The organism is Thalassotalea euphylliae (genome assembly GCF_042682785.1).
In the GTDB taxonomy this organism is placed as follows: Bacteria; Pseudomonadota; Gammaproteobacteria; order Enterobacterales; family Alteromonadaceae; genus Thalassotalea_F; species Thalassotalea_F euphylliae.
In genome coordinates this window covers 749,614-769,109 of record NZ_JBHUIB010000012.1, presented here as the reverse complement: position 1 = coordinate 769,109, position 19,496 = coordinate 749,614, and the positions used below count along the sequence as shown (strand labels likewise).

Annotated in this window: 20 protein-coding genes; 4 read left to right on the top strand and 16 right to left on the bottom strand. The window is 43.6% G+C overall.

The genetic code is table 11. The features are described 5' to 3' along the window. Nucleotides 1–104: 104 nt before the first annotated feature. From ACFSJY_RS17875 to ACFSJY_RS17810, 14 genes are all read right to left on the bottom strand, one after another. Complete coding sequence (locus tag ACFSJY_RS17875; protein WP_386037562.1) at nt 105–926, bottom strand: flagellin N-terminal helical domain-containing protein; 822 nt, start codon at nt 924–926, stop codon at nt 105–107. A gap of 115 nt (nt 927–1,041) precedes the next feature. Continuing rightward, on the bottom strand, nt 1,042–2,268 hold the full coding sequence (flgL, locus tag ACFSJY_RS17870; protein ID WP_386037559.1) for a flagellar hook-associated protein FlgL: 1,227 nt from the start codon (nt 2,266–2,268) through the stop codon (nt 1,042–1,044). 9 nt (nt 2,269–2,277) lie between these two features. Then, a complete protein-coding gene (flgK, locus tag ACFSJY_RS17865) occupies nt 2,278–4,254 on the bottom strand; it encodes a flagellar hook-associated protein FlgK (protein WP_386037556.1) in 1,977 nt (658 codons plus the stop codon). Nucleotides 4,255–4,300: 46 nt separating this feature from the next. Beyond that, nucleotides 4,301–5,251, bottom strand: coding sequence for a flagellar assembly peptidoglycan hydrolase FlgJ (gene flgJ, locus ACFSJY_RS17860; protein ID WP_386037553.1), 951 nt, complete (start codon nt 5,249–5,251; stop codon nt 4,301–4,303). 20 nt (nt 5,252–5,271) lie between these two features. Beyond that, a complete protein-coding gene (locus ACFSJY_RS17855) occupies nt 5,272–6,378 on the bottom strand; it encodes a flagellar basal body P-ring protein FlgI (RefSeq protein WP_386037550.1) in 1,107 nt (368 codons plus the stop codon). Nucleotides 6,379–6,397: 19 nt separating this feature from the next. After that, nucleotides 6,398–7,081 carry a flagellar basal body L-ring protein FlgH gene (gene flgH / locus ACFSJY_RS17850; protein WP_386037547.1) on the bottom strand — a complete coding sequence of 228 codons (684 nt, stop codon included), beginning with the start codon at nt 7,079–7,081 and terminating at the stop codon, nt 6,398–6,400. Nucleotides 7,082–7,095: 14 nt separating this feature from the next. Beyond that, on the bottom strand, nt 7,096–7,884 hold the full coding sequence (gene flgG / locus ACFSJY_RS17845; RefSeq protein ID WP_386037544.1) for a flagellar basal-body rod protein FlgG: 789 nt from the start codon (nt 7,882–7,884) through the stop codon (nt 7,096–7,098). A gap of 21 nt (nt 7,885–7,905) precedes the next feature. Continuing rightward, complete coding sequence (flgF, locus tag ACFSJY_RS17840; protein WP_386037541.1) at nt 7,906–8,649, bottom strand: flagellar basal-body rod protein FlgF; 744 nt, start codon at nt 8,647–8,649, stop codon at nt 7,906–7,908. A 134-nt stretch (nt 8,650–8,783) separates the two neighbouring features. Further along, nucleotides 8,784–10,121, bottom strand: coding sequence for a flagellar hook protein FlgE (gene flgE, locus ACFSJY_RS17835; protein WP_386037538.1), 1,338 nt, complete (start codon nt 10,119–10,121; stop codon nt 8,784–8,786). A gap of 29 nt (nt 10,122–10,150) precedes the next feature. After that, complete coding sequence (locus tag ACFSJY_RS17830) at nt 10,151–10,840, bottom strand: flagellar hook assembly protein FlgD (protein WP_386037535.1); 690 nt, start codon at nt 10,838–10,840, stop codon at nt 10,151–10,153. Nucleotides 10,841–10,856: 16 nt separating this feature from the next. Then, the gene (flgC, locus tag ACFSJY_RS17825; RefSeq protein ID WP_386037533.1) at nt 10,857–11,276 is read right to left on the bottom strand and encodes a flagellar basal body rod protein FlgC; all 420 of its coding nucleotides are present in this window, start codon (nt 11,274–11,276) and stop codon (nt 10,857–10,859) included. A 2-nt stretch (nt 11,277–11,278) separates the two neighbouring features. Further along, on the bottom strand, nt 11,279–11,677 hold the full coding sequence (gene flgB / locus ACFSJY_RS17820) for a flagellar basal body rod protein FlgB (RefSeq protein ID WP_386037530.1): 399 nt from the start codon (nt 11,675–11,677) through the stop codon (nt 11,279–11,281). A gap of 64 nt (nt 11,678–11,741) precedes the next feature. Next, nucleotides 11,742–12,575, bottom strand: a complete 834-nt coding sequence (locus tag ACFSJY_RS17815) for a CheR family methyltransferase (RefSeq protein ID WP_386037527.1) — start codon at nt 12,573–12,575, stop codon at nt 11,742–11,744. 34 nt (nt 12,576–12,609) lie between these two features. Beyond that, nucleotides 12,610–13,539, bottom strand: a complete 930-nt coding sequence (locus ACFSJY_RS17810) for a chemotaxis protein (RefSeq protein ID WP_386037524.1) — start codon at nt 13,537–13,539, stop codon at nt 12,610–12,612. Nucleotides 13,540–13,722: 183 nt separating this feature from the next. On the opposite strand from ACFSJY_RS17810, the gene flgA reads away from it, so the two are divergent. The 3 genes from flgA to ACFSJY_RS17795 all read left to right on the top strand — a co-directional run bounded on the left by flgA (nt 13,723) and on the right by ACFSJY_RS17795 (nt 15,241). Beyond that, entirely contained in the window at nt 13,723–14,415 is a 693-nt protein-coding gene (gene flgA / locus ACFSJY_RS17805; protein ID WP_386037521.1) for a flagellar basal body P-ring formation chaperone FlgA, read from the top strand. Nucleotides 14,416–14,489: 74 nt separating this feature from the next. Further along, a complete protein-coding gene (gene flgM / locus ACFSJY_RS17800; protein WP_386037518.1) occupies nt 14,490–14,804 on the top strand; it encodes a flagellar biosynthesis anti-sigma factor FlgM in 315 nt (104 codons plus the stop codon). Between the two features lie 8 nt (nt 14,805–14,812). Beyond that, a complete protein-coding gene (locus ACFSJY_RS17795; protein WP_386037515.1) occupies nt 14,813–15,241 on the top strand; it encodes a flagella synthesis protein FlgN in 429 nt (142 codons plus the stop codon). 111 nt (nt 15,242–15,352) lie between these two features. Here ACFSJY_RS17795 and pssA read toward each other — a convergent pair whose 3' ends face one another. Beyond that, nucleotides 15,353–16,252 (bottom strand): CDP-diacylglycerol--serine O-phosphatidyltransferase, encoded by a 900-nt coding sequence (gene pssA, locus ACFSJY_RS17790; RefSeq protein ID WP_386037512.1) that lies wholly within the window; start codon nt 16,250–16,252, stop codon nt 15,353–15,355. A gap of 181 nt (nt 16,253–16,433) precedes the next feature. Between pssA and ACFSJY_RS17785 the strand changes: the two genes are divergently transcribed. Then, nucleotides 16,434–16,916, top strand: a complete 483-nt coding sequence (locus tag ACFSJY_RS17785; RefSeq protein ID WP_386037509.1) for a DUF4124 domain-containing protein — start codon at nt 16,434–16,436, stop codon at nt 16,914–16,916. On the opposite strand, the gene clpB is transcribed toward ACFSJY_RS17785, so the two are convergent. Then, nucleotides 16,906–19,479 (bottom strand): ATP-dependent chaperone ClpB, encoded by a 2,574-nt coding sequence (clpB, locus tag ACFSJY_RS17780; protein WP_386037506.1) that lies wholly within the window; start codon nt 19,477–19,479, stop codon nt 16,906–16,908. The two genes, ACFSJY_RS17785 and clpB, sit on opposite strands and share 11 nt — an antisense overlap. Between the last annotated feature and the right edge of the window lie 17 nt (nt 19,480–19,496).

Sequence of the window (19,496 nt, the reverse complement as noted above, 5' to 3'; positions counted from 1 at the left end):
AAAAACACAAAAAAAGCGCAATTAATCTATAAACAGCTGAAATTAGTAGAAAATAAAAATGAAAAAAGACCCATAAAGGGTCTTTTTTTGCCTGCAAATGTCTATTATTGCAGTAACGATAGAGCGATCTGAGGCTGCTGGTTAGCCTGCGCTAACATTGAGCTAGATGCCTGTTGCAGAACTGTTGTTCTTGCCAATGCTGCTGATTCTGCAGCAAAGTCAGTATCTTCGATACGAGAACGAGACGCTGAGACGTTTTCTGCAGTATTCGTGTTCGAACGAATAATTGAAGAAAAACGGTTTTGCTTAGCACCCAGGTCTGCACGTACGCTGTTTACTGCCGCTAATGCGTCATCCATTTTGGAAATAGCACTTTGTGCCGCAGAGAAACCACCGATTGAACCCACACCACCAGCAACAATTGACGTTGCATCGAAGTTAGTAGAAATGGTGATTGAGATTACCTGACCGGCGTTAGCACCGATTTGGAAACCTTCGTTGTACGAACCATTTAGAAGTGCAACACCACCGAACTCTGTGTCATTCGAAATACGTGTTAATTCTTCTTCAAGCTGCGCATATTCTGCTTGCAGAGCCGCACGGTCAGACGTGTTGTTAGAACCGTTCGACGCTTGTACCGCTAGGGTACGCATACGTTGTAATGCATTCGTGTATTCATCTAACGCACCTTCAGCGGTTTGCGCTAGTGAAATACCGTCATTTGCATTTCGAGCTGCTTGGTTAAGACCATTGATTTGCGCAGTTAGACGGCTTGAGATCTGAAGACCTGCAGCGTCATCTTTCGCGCTGTTAATACGTTTACCTGATGATAAACGTTGAAAGTTAGTTTGTAAGTCATCGGTTGCACGGCTAAGCTGACGCTGTGCGTTCAACGATGCGATGTTACTGTTTACGACTAAAGCCATTGCTATCATCTCCTAAGTTATAGGTAGTGGTTCGATTGCTGATAACAACATTGGGTTGAACCACAGTGCATAAAAATTGACGCACTTAAACCAAAGCACTTTACGTGCCAAAAAATTAAATATAATTAAATAAAGATAAATCTTTCACTTGTACAAAGGTCTGTTGTGCCGCTTGTAGTGCCACTTGTGACTGCTCAAACTCGGCTATAGCCTTTGCAAAATCTAGGTCTTCAATATTTGACCGCCCCTGTTCTAAGTACAGAACCGTGTCTTGATGGTTATTGTCTTGATTCTCAATGAGGCTTAAACGAGTGCCCGCTTCTGTCCGCTGAGACGTCATGTGGTTGAGTGCGGCATCAATTTGCTCAAGAATTTCGCCGTAATCCACCTCATGTTGGAGTGGGTTTGCCGGGTTGTTGCCGGTATTTACCCAATCAATTGCCTCTTTCAAGGTTTGGAAGACACTAATATCTTCCTCTGGTGTAATGTCGAAACTGTCGCCCGGCAATGGATTGCCGCTTATCTGAACTTCCACACCATTTGCTAACGGTACTATTTGGCCTGGTACATAAGCAGCAGTGGTATAAAGCACATCACCATCTGCATCAGTGACGTTTAAATCTTGTGCCGTAGGGCCAAAGTTGAATTGGAAATCTGGCTGGTATGCGGGCGGTGGACCGACACTATCGTCATATAGGCCTGGACTCGTAATTTTTGCCGAGGTTACACTGATACCCGAATTGTTCGTGTTATACACTGGCGAGAAATCGCCAATCACATTCGGTACATCCTCAAACGCCTTATCACCCGGAATGTTAGTACCAACTAAGATATTTTTGGCAATTTGTAACTCGCGTTCGCCACTATCACCGTTGTAGTTAACCGTATTATCTGGCTGCAAAGAGAAAGGCTGCACATCAATCGCAAAACCGGCAAAAATATAGCCGCCTGTTTCGTCTTTTATATTGGCAATATCGAGCAACTGCTCTTGCCCATCTTGAATTAGGGCGCCTAAAGACTCTAAGTCAGCATCTGACAATGTACCGTTGTTCGCTTGAATAAACTTTTGCTTAATGTCTTGCAATAAGCGTTCTGCATTAGCAAATGAGGTATCAACCAAGCTGTTTCTATTTTCAGCTTGCGTGATGTTCCGTTGATACTTCTCTATTGCTGCAAGCTCATCTTTGTAACCAACTAACGTGCCAAATGCCACGGCATCATCTTTTGCCGTAAGGACCCGTTTACCTGAAGCAATATATTCAATTTGATCATTAACATCCGTTTGCTTGTTGCTAAGCTGCAAGCTGTTCTGAAAATAAAATTGTGCTGTAGAAACGCGCATGTTTTACTCCTACCTCGCTGCTGCCAACAAGGTGTCGAATATAGTATTTGCAGTTGAAATAACTTGTGATGCCGCTTGATACGCCTGTTGAAAACGGATCAAATTTGCAGCCTCTTCATCAAGGTTTACACCTGATGTTGCTTGGTTGCGGTTAAACGCTTGGGTATGTAATGCCTCGGCAGTATCTGCAATTAGCTCTGCAGATTTAGTATTTGAACCAACATCTGAGATGGTGATACCTAAACTTTCTGAGAAGCTTTCATTACCGTTATTTAAAACGCCCTGTTCTTGCGTCAATCCCATCAAGACCGCATTTTGACCGTTACCAATTCCCCAAGCGTCTTCTATCAAGAACTCTTCAGGTGCACTTGGTGCTATACCTGAAGGTGTACCACTGATTTCTACCGTAAACGCAAACGGGCCACCCGGCGGTAAATCAACAGATTGGGAAGGTGGTGTATAAGGGAATGGACCTGAAACAGTACCAGCACCATCAGTGAAGGTGTAATTCCACGTACCAACGGGGTCTTCAAGCACTTCAATCTTCATAGGATCTGGCTGTGCCAGCGTACGAGCAGCAACAGGATCAATCACATCAGTAATCGTAATAGCGCCTGCCGACACGTTGTTTGGCGATGGTTTTATTTCGACAGGCGTACTTGCCGCTATCGCGTTACCGTCATTTAGTGTGACGGCCATTAGCGCCGCGCTGTTTTCGTTCGGGCGAATAACAAACGTATCGCCAGCTACTGGCACTGCACCTGTTTCAACAAATTCAAATCCAAACGCAGTGGCGTAAGTACCACCACCCGCGGGGCCTAAATTGGTTTGGCTACCATCCAACTGATTTGTCATGATGTAGTTAGCGCCATCGTATTCAATTTCGAACTCATTGGTTGGCACTAAACCAATATCAGTAATAACAACTTCAGCGCTAACACCAGCAGAATTTGAAGAAGGCTCTAATACTCGACCAGCAGTCAATGTTGGGTCATTAATGTCAGTAAAAATATTGACGCCCTGCTGTTGATTTAAATCTAAACCATCCGCTTGTGCCGCGTTAATCGTTTCAGAAATCCCCATCGCCAAACGATCTATTTCTGCACGCGCCTGTTTTAAATCGTTATCACGAAAATCGAACTTAGCACCAAGCGAGCCCCCCAGGCTTCGCTCATCAAGCGCAATATTGCTGTTTGGGCCAACGAGCACTAATTCAGTTTGGTTTGGATCCGGATCACCAGAATTGATCTCAACAGTCAACGGAGTAATACCAGCAACTAATGTGTTGCCGCCGCCTATCATGACAGTCATTACACCATTGGCGTCAGTAACCGTATTCACCGATGTATATTGACCTAACTCGGTAATCAGCATGTCACGCTTATCAAGTAAGTCGTTTGGTTGTCCTGCTGATGAGAATGTCGGATTCTGCAAAATCGCTTCATTGATTTTTGAAAGCTCAATCGAAATTTCTGAGATCTGCTCTGCAATTTGTTCGATTTCGTTGTTGTTCGCTTGTTCAAGCTGTTCAAAGTTAGCGTTGAGAGAATTAAAGTCACTCGCCAAAATTTCAGCTTGTGTAAGGGCTATGTTTCTGAGGCCAGAGTCACTTGGGTTATCTGCAATACCATTTACCGCTTGGTAAAAACGGTCAATAGAATTAAGCACGGCATTGCCCGAAAAACTCATGATGTCATTAAGCTGGTCAAGGCTAGCAAACTTAGCATTTGCTCCACCTAAGCTGCTGGTGTTGATAAGCTGTTCTTTGTAGGAGAATTGGTCGTAAATACGCGTGATGTCTGTAATGTAGGTACCAGAGCCAATGTAGTTGTCGCCAAACGCGATACCCAACTGCGCTTGCTGTTCAGCGCGCTGTCGGTTGTAGCCTTCGGTGTTAACATTGGCAATGTTGTGACCTGTTGTAGCCAACTGTTGCTGGGCTGATAAAAGACCACTTACCCCAGTTTGATACAAGTTAATAGACATTCTCTATACTCCTAGCTACCGAGTACAGAGTGAAGTCGATAGCCTGCTAATTACTTAAAATGCCAGTCACTGTTTTTAGCGTGCCTAAGATCTTTTCAGCGTACTTAGGATCCGTCGCATAACCGGCTTTTTGTAATCCCTGCAGGAAGTGTTCCACATTGTCTGGTTTAGAAAGCGCATCTTGATAACGGCTACCAGATGAAAGGAAAGAAATATAGTCTTGAACGCTATCTTTCAGAGAATCATATACGCGGAAAGGCTCGTTTTTCTTGATTAGAGCACCATTTTCAAATTCCAACGTATCTTTGTTTGTTTTGTCCCCAGCCCAACGTTTATCGGCTTTAATATTAAACAAATTGTTTGAACTTGAACCGTCATTTTTTTGGATGACTTTTTTGCCCCAACCGGTTTCCAGTGCCGCTTGTGCGATAACCACTTCAAATGGCACACCAAGTTTTCGTTGAGCTTGTTTTGCAGGCTCTGTAAGCGCTGTCACAAAGTCTTTAGGCTGTTCAAAAGAATATGCTTCAGTCTGTTTAACAGTTGTTTCGGCTGCCGATGTATCAACACGACGAATATTTGACGGCACACTGTTTTGTGAGGTGCTGTCCATGTTTGTCGTTCTCACAACATCATCATTAGTTCTCAGTACTGAGCGAGGTGTAAAGTCACCATCGCCGCCGCCAAGTTGACGTTCAATAAGTTCGGCTAAACCGAGAGTACCATTGTTCGATAGCTCAACCGCTAACTGCTGATCATGCATATCGCGGTAAAATTTAGTCGATTGAGAATTAAAAGGACTATCTGACTCAAGTACTTCCTCAGCTTTACGCATGCTCTTTAGCAGCATCTGCATAAAAATAGCTTCAAACTGCTGTGCCGCCGTTTTTAGGGCTGCTTTTTTCGAATCAGCGTCAGTTTTATGTGACGCTTCACGAATATTGTTTAAGCTATTTAAATCGAAAAAGTTTTGAACTTCAGACAGCTTGCTATCCATGATAATCCCAGCCCTTTGCTCTAGATAATGACCAAGTCGCCGCGTAAAGCGCCAGCTTGTTCTAATGCTTCTAGAATCGCCATAACATCACCTGGACCTAAGCCCACCTCGTTAATGGCACGAACCAGCGTGTCTAACGTTACACCTGGATTGAATACGAACATGCGAGAATCGTCTTGATTAACGTCAACTATGCTGTTTTCAGTTACCGTGGTTTCACCATCGGCAAACGCATCAGGTTGCGACACTTCTTGCTGCTCGTTAATCGTTACGGTAATACCACCATGAGTAATCGCTGCAGCTAACAAGCGAACATCGGCGCCGATAACAATCGTACCTGTGCGCGAGTTAACAATAACTCTCGCTGCAGGCGAGTCTGGTTCAAACTCTAAATTTTCAATCATCGATAAAAAGGCAACACGATCAGCTGCATCACGTGGCGCGGTCACTTTTACCGATGTAGCATCAACAGCGCGTGCCGTTCCAGCAACAAAGTCGTTAATGGTATCAGCCATGCGTTTTGCGGATGTAAAATCAGATGTATGTAAGTTCAGTGTGATGTGATCACTGGATAAAAATGGTGACTTAACTTCGCGCTCCACCGTTGCTCCGTTAGCAATACGACCCACAGTTGGCGTGTTAATGACAATTTTAGAACCGTCTAAACCTTCAGCACCTAAGCCACTCACTACTAAGCTACCTTGAGCAACAGCGTAGGCATTACCGTCAATACCCATCATAATGGTTTGTAGTAACGTACCGCCACGCAAGCTTTGTGCGCTACCCATAGAGGAAACTGTCACATCAATAGTTTGGCCAGGTTTAGCGAATGCAGGTAAATCAGCGTGAACAGCTACCGCGGCAACGTTTTTGATTTTAGGCTTTAGATTTGCCGGCATCGTGATACCGAAGTTACTTAACATGGTTTTAAAGCTTTGCTCAGTAAACGGACTTTGTTCGCCCGTTCCCGGTAAACCAACCACTAAACCGTAACCGACCAATTGGTTCGAGCGAACGCCCTGTACATCCGTTAAGTCTTTTATTCGTTGTGCAGCCGCGCTTGAAAAACTTGTTAAAACCATCAAGCCCGTTAATACGATACGACAAAATGTAGATACTTTTTTCATATTAACCTCCCGCTATCAATTACAGCGGCCACCATTTGCCGTTGAAGAATTTAGTTAACCACCCCTGCTCTTGCGCATCGGCAAACGCACCGGTACCTGCATATTGAATGCGCGCATTAGCGACTTTGTGAGAAATAATGGTGTTCTCAGAGGTAATATCTTGCGGGCGGATAATGCCGGTTAGACGAATGTATTCGTCACCATTGTTAAGCGTCATCCATTTTTCACCACGAATCATCAAGTTACCATTGGGTAAAACCCGCAACACGTGCACGGAAATGTTACCGCTCAAGCTATTACCTTGATTGGCTTTCGAGTCACCTGTAAATTCGGTCTCTTGATTCATACCGAACTGAATTGAATCGCCTTTGTAGGTTACAGGATTTCCGCCAAGCCCAATTATGGGATCAAGCGTTGCCTCGTTCTCTTTTGACAATTCAGTCTTGGCATTTTTCTGCGCCTGCGTGCTCTCACTCAAAATCACAGAAATAATATCGCCAACCCGATGTGCCTTAGAATCAGAGTAGATATTGTTCACGTAGTTTGTTTTAAACAGTGAACCTGTAGGTACTACACTTTCTTCCTCTTCTTCCGGCAAAATTGGCGCAAAATCAGGATCGTCAGGCAGTATTTTTGTCATTTCATTGTTGCTAGCACAGCCAGCAAGCAACAGAATGATCAGCAAACTCACAAGGTGTTTCATCACAAACTCCTTAATTACAACTGCTGGTTGATATAACTCAGCATCTGATCGACCGCAGAAATAACCTTCGAATTCATTTCATAAACACGTTGGCTTTCAATCAGATTAACGAGTTCTTCTGTCGTATTGACGTTAGCCGTTTCAAGTGCCCCTTGAACCAACATACCGTAACCTTCAAGACCCGGCACACCTTCGGTAGGCGCACCACTTACTGCCGTCTCAGTAAATAAGTTCTGACCGATAGGCTCTAGCCCCGTTGGGTTAATAAAACGAACCGTATTGATTTGTCCCACTACCGCGTTTTCTGCTTGTCCTTGAAGACGAACTGACACTTCGCCGTCTTGTGAAATATTAATTTCTAACGCATCTTCTGGAATGGTGACTTGCGGCTGTAAAAGGTAACCCGCGCCCGGTGTAACCACGTTACCTTCTTCATCCATGGTAAACTGACCATTTCGGCTGTATGCCGAGGTGCCATCTGGCATCAGAATCTCAAAAAAGCCTTCACCTTGAATCATGATATCTAGCGAATTATCCGTTGTTATCATGTCACCTTGGGTGTGGATCTTTTGCGTTGCAACCACTTTAGAACCTGCACCAAGCATTAAGCCTGATGGCATTTCCGTATCTTGCGCGCTTCGGCCACCTGGTTGGTTAATTGTTTGGTACAACAAATCTTCAAAAACAGCGCGGCTTTTCTTAAAACCGACGGTACTGGCATTCGCTAGGTTATTTGAAATAACCGCGATATCCTTCGTTTGCGCATCTAAGCCAGTTTTACTAATCCATAATGCTGGGTTCATACTTCACCTCGTCTTAAAAAATTAGAAAGCACGCAATAACGAAGAACTTGCTGAATCAATTTCTTCTGCTGTTTTCATAAGTTTCAAATGCATTTCAAACTGTCGTTGTAATGCGATCATGTCAGTCATTTCAGAGACTGGGCTAACATTGCTTGATTCAAGCATGCCGCTTTGAATTTGTACGGTAATATCAGGTGGCTCAACAGTGCCATCTTTACGTCTAAACAGGCCATCAGTACCTTTTTCAATGTTTCGTACATCAGGGTTTACTAGCTTGATTCGCCCTACTTCATCTTGAATGTTGGCTGGTGCGCCATCCGGGCGAACCATAATGGTTCCGTCATTAGAAATTTGAATAGCATTTACCGGTAGCGGTAAAAATACAGGCCCAACTTCGCCCATGACCAAATCGCCATTCGCTGTTTGCAGAGAGCCTTCTTCGGTGATCGTTAAATGACCTGCTCGTGTGTAAGCCTCGCCACCATCAGGTGTTTGCACGGCAATCCAACCATCACCTTGTACAGCAACATCCAGCGGACGACCTGTCGCAAGCATCGAGCCGCCGTCAAAGTTTTGGCTAGCTCGTTCAGTCATCGAAAACACGCGCGTGGGCATACCTTCACCGAACGCTTGCATCGTTCTTGCTTGCGCAAGGTCAGCTTTAAAGCCCGTTGTCTTTGCATTTGCTAAATTGTTCGCAGTCACTGATAAGGCATGCATATTTTGTTTCGCACCGCTCATCGCGATATAAAGCATCTTATCCATAACGATTTTCGCCTGTAATTACTCTTAACATGAGAAATGCAAGTTAGATGCCACAAAGAAGTGACTACAAATGTTTGCTGTAACAGAAATGAAAAAGCCCCGATAATCGGGGCTTTGAAGCGGGAAGCTAGTTTTTATCGAATCTGTAAGATTGTCTGATTCAACTGGTTATCTACTTCTAGTGAACGTGAGTTCGCCTGGAAGTTACGTTGCGCAGCAATTAAGTCGATGAGCTCTGATGTTAAGTTCACGTTAGATTGCTCAAGTGCTGACGAGTTAATCGTGCCAAAGGTACCTGACCCTGCCTCACCCGCTAATGCCTCACCTGACAATAAACTCTCTTTCCATGACGTATTACCTACTTGGGTTAAGCCTTGGTTATTGGCAAAGCCCACTAATGCAACGCGCGATAGTGGCTCTGATGTACCATTACTGTAGGTTGCACGTACAAGGCCGTCGGTATCAATATCAAGGCCTGTTAAACGACCAACCGCTAAACCATCTTGCTCAAGTGACGTTACTTCGAAGTTTGATGCAAACTGCGTAGGTTCAGCTGAGTTCGGAGCCAATGGATCTAAGTTGAAATCAACGGTAATTGTCTGGGTTGGCTCAGCACCATTAGTCAAAATATTTGCGCTAAGAGCTTCTGTTGTAATCACCGCAGGATCTTGCGCGGTAAAGTCACCACCAGAAGTAAATGTCAGTAAAGCTGGACGGATCGTCGCGCTTGGTGAATTTGGCGTAGGTGTAGGAATCGCTGGTTGACCAGAAGTTGGAATATCCAACATTGTGCCATCAACACCTGTATACATGTGCCAGTTATTTGCAGACTCTTTTCGGAAGTAATAAGTCATTACATGGCTATCACCTAACGAGTCAAAAATAGTCACTGACGTTGAGTGGTTAAACGTTAGCGGATCAGACGGATCAAACGAAAACGCTGCTGGAATAATTTCATCACCAGCAGGTAGATTCATTCGAATATCTACCGTCGTTGATGCTTGAGGAGCACCTGATGCCGTTGGTATTTGAATGGGTGACGTAGTACTTAGTGCAACTGAAGATGATGAGCCATCAGGGTTAACTGGAAAGCCCAATAGAAATTCGCCGTTAGAGTTCACTACGAAGTTATCGGCATTAAGTTTGAACTCACCAGCACGTGTGTATGAGCGCTCTAAGCTATCTAGCTCAGGAACGGTTGTGAAAAAACCATTACCGGTAATGGCTAAATCAAGTGCGTTATTGGTAAAGCGAATACTACCTTGTGAGAATTGCTGAGCAACATCGGCCGTTAACACACCGTCACCTACTTTTGTTTTACCGCCAGCAAGCAGTGATGCTGCATATACGTCAACAAATTCAGCTCGTGATTCCTTGAAGCCTGTTGTATTTACGTTCGCAATGTTATTCGACGTAACATCCAAATCTTTCTGAGCGGCATTTAGACCACTTAACGCTATATTAAAAGACATAATTTCACCTCTTCGAAATCTGTGCTGATTTAACCTTGAGAAACTTCGACAACATCAGACAAATTCATGTTGGTGCCGCCGTTTAAATTCAATACTATGTTGCCGCCAGCACCCGCTAAGGTAACACTGTCGACTTTACGATATGTCATTGCTTGAAGCTCTGACGCTTGACCATCTACCAAACCGACAATGCGGTAACGATATGCCCCTTCAGGAGCCGGGTCGCCGCTTGCCATGTTTCCATCCCATGTAAAGATGTGCTCACCTGCTGCTACGTTGCCGACAGGTACTGTTTGCACAATTTCACCGGCTGTATTTTCAACATAAATATTCACGTTGCTAGCAGCTTGGTCGGTCACAATTTTGCCCTTCGGCTCTTCGCCTTCTACTTTTGCAAACACGTTGTCTTCAACCAGTACACTGCGCCCTACTAATGAAGACGCTTGTAATGCCTGACTAGACGACATAGTTGTTGCAAATTCAGTAAACTGATCGTTTAAGCGAGCAACACCATCAGTAGTAGAGAAGGCGGTCATTTGAGAAATCATCTCATTGTTTTCAACAGGTTTTGTTGGATCTTGATGCGCTAGTTCTTGCGTCATCAAAGCAAAGAAGTCTTCCTGGGTGAGCATGCCATTGTCATTCTCATCCGCAATTTGTACTTCTTCTTTTTGCCAACGTAGGCCGTCTAATCCGCTGCTACCACTTATAGAATCCATAACCTATCTCACTCTATTAACGTTGACCTAACGTTAGGGTTTTGTTGACCATATTCTTTGCTGACTCAGCCAGCTGAATATTGGTTTGATATGAACGTGATGCAGAAATCATATTGGTCATTTCTTCAATTACATTCACGTTTGGCTTGTAAATGTAGCCGTCCTTATCTGCCATTGGATGCTCTGGCGAGTATTCAATATTCAATGGCTTATCACTTTCAACAATACCTAACACTTGCACGCCAACTGACCCTTCTTGGCCAGCGGCAGCTTTTTGCAGCTCAGCGGCAAACACCGGATGTCTTGCTCGATATGTTTGGTCAATACTACTGCTAACACTGTCTGCGTTGGCAATGTTACTTGCCGTTGTGTTTAATCGTACCGACTGCGCCGACATACCAGAGCCAGAGATGTCGAAGACGTTAAATAAACTCATAATTACTGTCCTCCACCGATGGCTTTCTTCAAGCCTTTCACTTTAGAATTTAAAAATTGCACGCTGGCTTGATACTGCAATGAGTTTTCTAGATACAAGTTTCGTTCCACTTGTACGTCTACAGTATTACCATCACCTGTATCTGGTTGATCTGGAACGCGAAATCCTGTTCCATTGTTCAATTCCATGCGGACATCGAAGTGCTTTTCATGGGTACGGGACATCCCCATTTGTTGATTCTTTGCCGCCCCGGCAAGGGCTTCTTGAAAATTCATGCCTTTTGCCTTGTAACCAGGCGTGTCAGCATTGGCAATATTACTCGCAATTATTTCTGCGCGTTTTTCTCGCAACACCATTCCGTGCGGATGAATTCCGAATGCTTTATCGATACTAATGGCCATAGAATGCTACCTCCAGCGTTATAGAGGTGATTATTCAATTAATGTGCCAAGGGAAGTGTCAAATTTATGATTGCTTCTTATAAACGATGCCAGGATTGCATCGAATCATGTCGAATTTTTGATTTAATCCGGAGAGAGATTCAGAAGCGCCAAGGAATAAATAACCATCCTTATTTAGCACACCATGAATTTGAGAAAGGATCTGCGCTTTTATCTCTGGCGCAAAATATATTAGCACATTTCGACAGAACACAATGTCAAAACGCCCCATCAAGCTGTAACTATTCAGTAGGTTTAGAGGACGAAAGGAAACAAGTTTTTTCACATTGTCTTTTACTTTCATCATGCCGTTATCACCAGGTTCGAAAAACTGCCTTTTACGCTCTGCAGACAAGCCTCGTGCTAGAGCCAAACTGTCATAATGCGCATATTTGCAATGCTCAAGCATGGTATTAGAAATATCCGTACCGACTATTTGTACGCCCCCAGGAAAAGCGCCAGGTTTGCTTTGCATATATTCAAGAACGGACATCGCTATAGAATAAGGCTCCTGGCCACTAGAGCTAGCTGCTGACCAAATTTTTAATGGTGCACGCTGTCCTGCAAATTCAGGCAACAACTGATTTTTTAGGAGTTTAAAAGGGTAATCATCACGGAACCACAACGTTTCATTCGTTGTCATAGCATCAATAACTGCAGAGCGCAGTTGACGCTCCATTGGGCTCAGCGTTCGCTTAACAAGCTCACCCAAAGACTCAACATCAAACTTGCTCATTAACGGCGCTAGACGACTTTTGACAAGATACTGCTTATTCTCGCCCAGCACGATACCACATTGCTGCTCCAGAAACGTTCTGAAGTCGTGATAGCTTTTATCGTCGAGTTGTCTTGCCGGCACTACAATTTCCTATATTGAGATAACGACTAAACCGTTAGTCTTCAATTTTTAGCCACTTCTTAACAGCGGTAGCAAGTTCATCAGGATGGAATTTAGGAATAAAATCTTCAGCTCCTACTTTTTCTACCATGGCATTGTTAAACACACCACTTAGTGACGTATGCAAAATAACAGGCATTGAGCGTAACTTCTCATTGCTCTTAATTTCTGCGGTCAATGTGTAGCCATCCATTTCAGGCATTTCAATATCTGAAATCAACAATGCGACTTTTTCTTCAATACTGTTGACACATTCATCACCGATTGCTGTTAGTTGGTCTAAAGCGTCTTGCCCATTCTTGGCAAGGATCATTTTAAGACCCAGTGGCTCTAGTGCTCTTTTGACTTGGTTACGCGCAACAGTTGAATCATCAGCAATCATAATGACGCGTTCACCTAAACTTTCACCTACGGTAGCATCAGCAACATCTTCACTGAGCTCAGTAGACACAGGGCAAATTTCATTCAGGATTTTTTCTACGTCAAGAATTGACACCATTTCGTTATCAATTTCAGTCACCGCCGTTAAATAGCTAGACTTACCTGCTCCTTCTGGTGGCGGCATGATATCTGACCAACTTAACGTGGTAATACGCTCTACCCCAGCCACAAGGAATCCCTGAACACTACGGTTGTATTCAGCAATGATAATGAAACAGTTTTCATTGAGCGGAATTTCACGACCACCGGTCGCTTTACTTAAATCAATAACGGAAATAGTTTGCCCGCGAATATGTGCAACACCTTTGATAAACGGATCTTGGTTTGGTAATGACGTTAATGGCGGACACTGAAGTACCTCTCTAACCTTAAACACGTTAATCCCGAAGCGCTGCGGACCAATTAACTTGAACAGCAATAGCTCAAGCCTATTTTGACCAACTAGTTGTGTGCGCTGGTTAACCGAATCTAAGATGCCTGCCATAGTTACCTCTTTATCAACCTTACCTTATCCACCTTACTTTTAAGTCAATAAGGCACAATTCTTGTTTACCATTCTATACGGTCGTTTACCCGTCTGACTTTTGACGGCGTTAAACAAACGTTTTCTGCTTCCATTAAGCATAGACGAGTATTTAATTTTCAATAACCAATTGAACGTAAAAAAATGAGCAAAACCAAGATTTTTTTAACTTTTCTGTTTATGTGCTGTCAACTGTTAACAACAACAGTAGCAGACACATATGATCGTGAATACGTCGAAAACCTTGCTCACGAGACGGCTATGGCTTGGTTTGCCACTGACGACAGCAAACATGTTTCGGTAGAAGTCAGCAAATTAGACCCCAGAATCATTATCAAACCATGTGCTGCAGATTTGGTCGCAAATATACCTGAAAATCACTCTAGTAGAAACGTAAATATAAAAATTTCTTGTGTTAGCTCAACCCCTTGGCAAATGTATGTGCCTGTCAGAGTAAAAACGATGGTACCTGTTGTTATAGCCAACCAGACCATTTCAAAAGGCAGTATGTTGACCGAGGATAATGTTGAAGTTGCCATGATGGCAGAAACAAAAGTGCGTGGTGAACGAGTAACAGATCTGTCTGCGGTCATTGGTGCCAAAAGCCAGCGTAATATTTCAAAGGGTAGAAACATAACAAGACGAAACATTTGTATTGTTTGTAAAGGCGACTCTGTCACGTTAGTCGCGAAAAATAGCATATTGCAAATAAAGACCACTGGAACGTCAATCTCGAGTGGCCATTTAGGCGACAACGTCAAGGTACGAAATGACCGTTCTGGAAAGCTGGTAACAGGTCAAATCACAGGCCTAAATAAAGTCACCATTAATCTTTAAAAAATGGTAAAGTTTTAAAGCATAATGTCGATATAACTAGAGAATGATTAACGTTTTTTAGGCGAGATTTTAAAATGGCTATCAATATCAATAACTTGAACCAAAACAATCAGGTTTCAAGGACGGTACAGCAACAAACAGAGCGTCAATCGCAGGTTGCGAATGACGCAGCGAAAAGCACGCAGTCAACGAAAGTTGCTCAAGACTCTGTGTCACTAACGCCACAGGCAAAGCAAATGAGTGAACTGCAAAAGAAAAACGGTGATGCTCAACCTGTCAATCAAAAGAAGGTTGAAGAGCTGAAAGCAGCAATCCAATCAGGTTATTACAAAGTCGACGCTGAGAAGCTGGCTGAAAGCATCACAAAATTTGAATTTGATTTAATTTAAGGAATAGGATGTCTCAACCGAGTTCAGCAGATTTATTGGCACAACAACTATCGCAACTTTCTGCTCTGGAAACGTTGCTGCTCGCAGAAAAAGAAGTTCTGCAGAAAAATGATGCCGACAGACTCGTGGCGCTCACTGAAGAGAAATCTACCCTGTTAAAATCGATAGAAGAGTTCGACGCCTCCTTGGCAACCAATCAGCAATTTCTAGCAGACCGAAAAGGTGGTTTGTTGGAAAACGAAATGGCGCAAATTCAGGCCGCGTTGACAAAGTGCCAAGAGCTTAATGAAGTAAACGGCCAAATAATCAATCACTCACAACTCGCCGTAGAGCGATTGAAAACAAGTATTATTGAGCGTCATAACAAATCCAGCATGACATATGACAGCAAAGGCAAGAAAAGCGCAGGATTGAGTAGTTTAGGCCTCAAAGCGTAAACCCAAAGGCGTGTATTAGTAGATAGCCATCAAATACACACTTAACTGAACAAATAAAAACGCCACTTAAATAAGTGGCGTTTTTATTTTGAATATATTGTAGCCTAGATGCTATTTTTTATCTGCACCCTCTTGCTGCATCGCCTCTGAAGACTGAGCATCGTTGAGATTGATCGTTGATTTAGCATCTTCAAGCGTTTCTTTTGTCTCGTCAGTGCGGCTTACTTTATGGCTAAAGTCAGCATCTGGCTCATGGTCGTTATCGCCGACCACGTGCTCGAGTTTTAACTTTTTTACAGAGCGTACCGTGGTAATTGGACCTGAGCCGGCATACAAAAGGAATATTGCCATCAACAATTCCGCAGGACTTGATGCTACGACAACAAATACTAAAACGATAAGCAATACAACGATAAAGTTAACTTTTCCTTTCCAGTCAACTTCTTTGAAGCTGTTATAACGAAAGTTGCTCACCATTAACAAACCTGTCGCAATAGTAATTAACCCCATTATGAAGCCATATTCTTGGCCATCCATTTGGTACTCTGTACCTGTCCACACAATACTCGCTATAACACCGGCAGCGGCTGGGCTTGCTAAACCTTGGAAATAGCGCTTATCTGCCACGCCCACCTGTGTATTGAAGCGTGCTAATCGCAATGCAGCACCAGCGACAAAAACAAATGCAGCTAACCAACCAAACTTCCCCATGCCAGACAATGCCCAATTATAAGCGACGAGGCCAGGTGCAATACCAAATGACACCATGTCTGCCATGCTGTCGTATTCTGCACCGAATTCACTTTGTGTGTTGGTCATGCGGGCAACACGGCCATCTAATCCATCGAAAATCATCGCCACAAAAATAGCAATAGCGGCCGCTTCAAATCGACCGTTCATTGACGACACTACCGCAAAAAAGCCAGAGAATAAGCCAGCTGTTGTCAGCAAGTTTGGTAGCAGGTAAATACCGCGACTCTGTTGACTTCCCTTAGGAGAAGAAGACGTCATAAAAAACCTTAACCCGTTGTATTAAAAAGCGCTAATTTAGCATATTAAAAGTATGGTCGCATTACGTAATTCTGACACAGGTCTGAAAAAGTGCTGTTATTGTCGACACATAATGTTTAGTATTATCGACAATCGCTATCTGTAAAGCGATTTTGAAGTTTGTCGATACAAGGCTGTTAATATGCGCAAAACTTTACTCACTTTATCATTATTGTCTTTTTCTGCACCGCTACTGGCGCAGAGCTCAACCATCTACCGTTGGGTAGACGAAAATAATATTGTCCACTTTTCTCACGAACATCCCGATGATAAAGACTATGCGGTAGTTGATGTACAGGTTTCTTATGCGCCAATTGAGCCTGAAGAGGCAAGCGAAGCAGAGAAATTTTTTGCTGAAAGACAAGCACAACAAGAAGTCGCTGATAAGGCATCACAAATAGAGAAAAACGCCGCGCTAATTAAACAAAATTGTGAAGCAGCAAAAATTAACCTTAAAATACTGAGCGGATTTGAGCGTATTTTGTATACCGATCCAGACGGGAATAAACGTTTGCTGTCAAATGATGAAAAGCAAGAACAACTGGCGTTAAGTAAAAAACACGCTGAGGTCTACTGCGAAAGTGAAGAAGAAGACCCCAACTTGTTTGAAGGGTTTAGCTACTAAAAGTAAACCCTTGTTCTGAGGCTTCAACCATAATGGTAGCGCCTTTATCAAATTCTCCCGCCAATATCTTTTGCGCCAACGGGTTTTCTATATCGTTTTGAATAGCCCGTTTTAACGGCCTTGCGCCAAACAACGGATCAAAACCAACGTCGGCAATTTTTGCCAATGCACTGTCTTCCACTTTTAAGGTCAACTCTTGATAAGCTAAGCGCTTCGACAGCGACTGTATTTGAATTTTGGCTATCGCTTTTATTTGCTCTGCTATTAGTGGGTGGAACACCACAGTATCATCAACACGGTTAATAAACTCTGGTTTGAAGTGATGCCCTAGTTCATTCATCACCGCTGTACGCATATCTTCATATCGCTCGTCTGAGCCAAATTGTTGGATAATGTCTGAGCCGATATTTGAAGTCATTATGATAACCGTATTTTTGAAATCGACCGTGCGTCCTTGTCCATCGGTTAAGCGACCATCATCAAGTACTTGTAGAAGTATATTAAAAACGTCTGGATGCGCTTTTTCTACTTCATCTAACAACACTACAGAGTATGGCTTTCGACGAACCGCTTCAGTTAAGTAACCGCCTTCTTCATAACCAACATAACCAGGAGGAGCCCCGACTAAACGCGCTACAGAATGTTTCTCCATAAACTCTGACATATCAACGCGGATGAGTGCATCTTGCGTATCAAACAGGAATTCGGCTAACGCTTTTGTTAATTCTGTTTTACCCACTCCGGTTGGGCCGAGGAATAAAAACGAACCAATCGGTTGATTAGGGTCTGCAAGCCCGGCTCTCGAGCGTCGAATCGCATTTGATACTGAAACAACTGCCTCTGATTGCCCAATCACACGTTTGTGTAACTCGCTTTCCATACCCAATAGCTTTTCTCTCTCTTCCGAGAGCATTTTCGCCACAGGGATGCCTGTAGCTCGACTAAGCACATCAGCAATTTCTACGTCAGTGACTTTATTACGAAGCAAGGTCATCTCTTGCATTTCTGCCTGACTTGCCAAGTCCAGCTGCTTCTCAAGCGCAGGTATTTTTCCGTACTGGAGTTCTGACATTTTATTGAGATCACCGGCACGACGTGCAGATTCTAAGTCAATTCGCGCCTCTTCTAGTTCAGCTTTTATCGTTTGTGTGCCGTGAAGAGCGGCTTTTTCAGTCGTCCAGACTTCATCTAATTCATCATAACTGTTTTGCAGCTTGTCTATTTCTGCCGAAATAGCCTGCAAGCGGAGAACAGATGCGTCATCATGCTCATCTTCTAAGGCTTTTTGCTCTAACGTGAGCTGAATAATTTTGCGTTCTAGTTTATCCAAGTCCTCTGGCTTTGAATCCATTTGAAGGCGGATACTAGAAGCAGCTTCATCAATTAAATCAATGGCTTTATCTGGTAATTGACGATCGCTAATGTATCGATGAGACAAAGTGGCTGCGGCAACAATCGCGGGGTCAGTAATGTCAACAGAGTGATGCAATTCATACCGCTCTTTTAAACCGCGTAGAATTGCAATGGTGTCATCTACTGAAGGTTCATCAACAATGACTTTCTGAAACCGTCGTTCAAGCGCAGCATCTTTCTCGATATACTGCCGGTATTCATCTAGTGTTGTTGCCCCCACACAATGTAAATCACCACGCGCAAGTGCTGGTTTTAGCATATTGCCTGCATCCATCGCACCATCGGTTTTGCCAGCTCCCACCATAGTGTGCAGCTCATCGATGAATAGGATAATTTGGCCTTCAAGCTTCGCTAACTCATTCAGCACTGCTTTAAGGCGTTCTTCAAACTCTCCGCGGTATTTAGCGCCGGCAACTAAGGCTCCCATGTCTAAACTGAGTACTTGCTTATTCTTCAACCCTTCTGGTACTTCATGGTCAACAATGCGCTGTGCTAACCCCTCAACAATGGCCGTTTTACCAACACCAGGGTGGCCTATCAATACAGGATTGTTTTTCGTTCTACGTTGGAGTACTTGAATGGCACGACGAATTTCGTCATCACGCCCAATAACAGGGTCCAACTTGCCTTGGATAGCTCTCTCTGTAAGATTAACCGTGTATTTGTCCAATGCTTGGCGGACATCTTCAGCATTTGGGTCATTTACTGCCTGTCCACCTCTCACGTGGCTAATTGCATCTTTGATACGTTGTTCTGTCGCGCCTAAGTTTTTTAAAATTTGTCCTAGTGTGCCAGCATCTTCGAGCGCAGCTAACAAGAACACATCAGCAGATATAAAACTATCACCAAGCTTCTGCGCGTATTTATCACATAAATTTAACAGTTTACCTGTTGTTGCCGACAGTTGAACCTCTCCGCCAACGCCATGAACTTGCGCCAACCCTTCTATTGCTTTTTCCACCTGCTGCTTAAGCGAGTTGACATCAAGACCTGCACTTTTGAGTAAAGGTAAAACACTGTTACTTGATTGACTAAGTAACGCTGCCATTAAGTGAAGGGGCTCTATAAATTGGTGGTCTTTTCCTAACGCTAACGATTGCGCATCTGAAATTGCCATTTGAAAGGATTGAGTAAACTTGTCTAATCGCATGCCATTTCCTCCGCTAA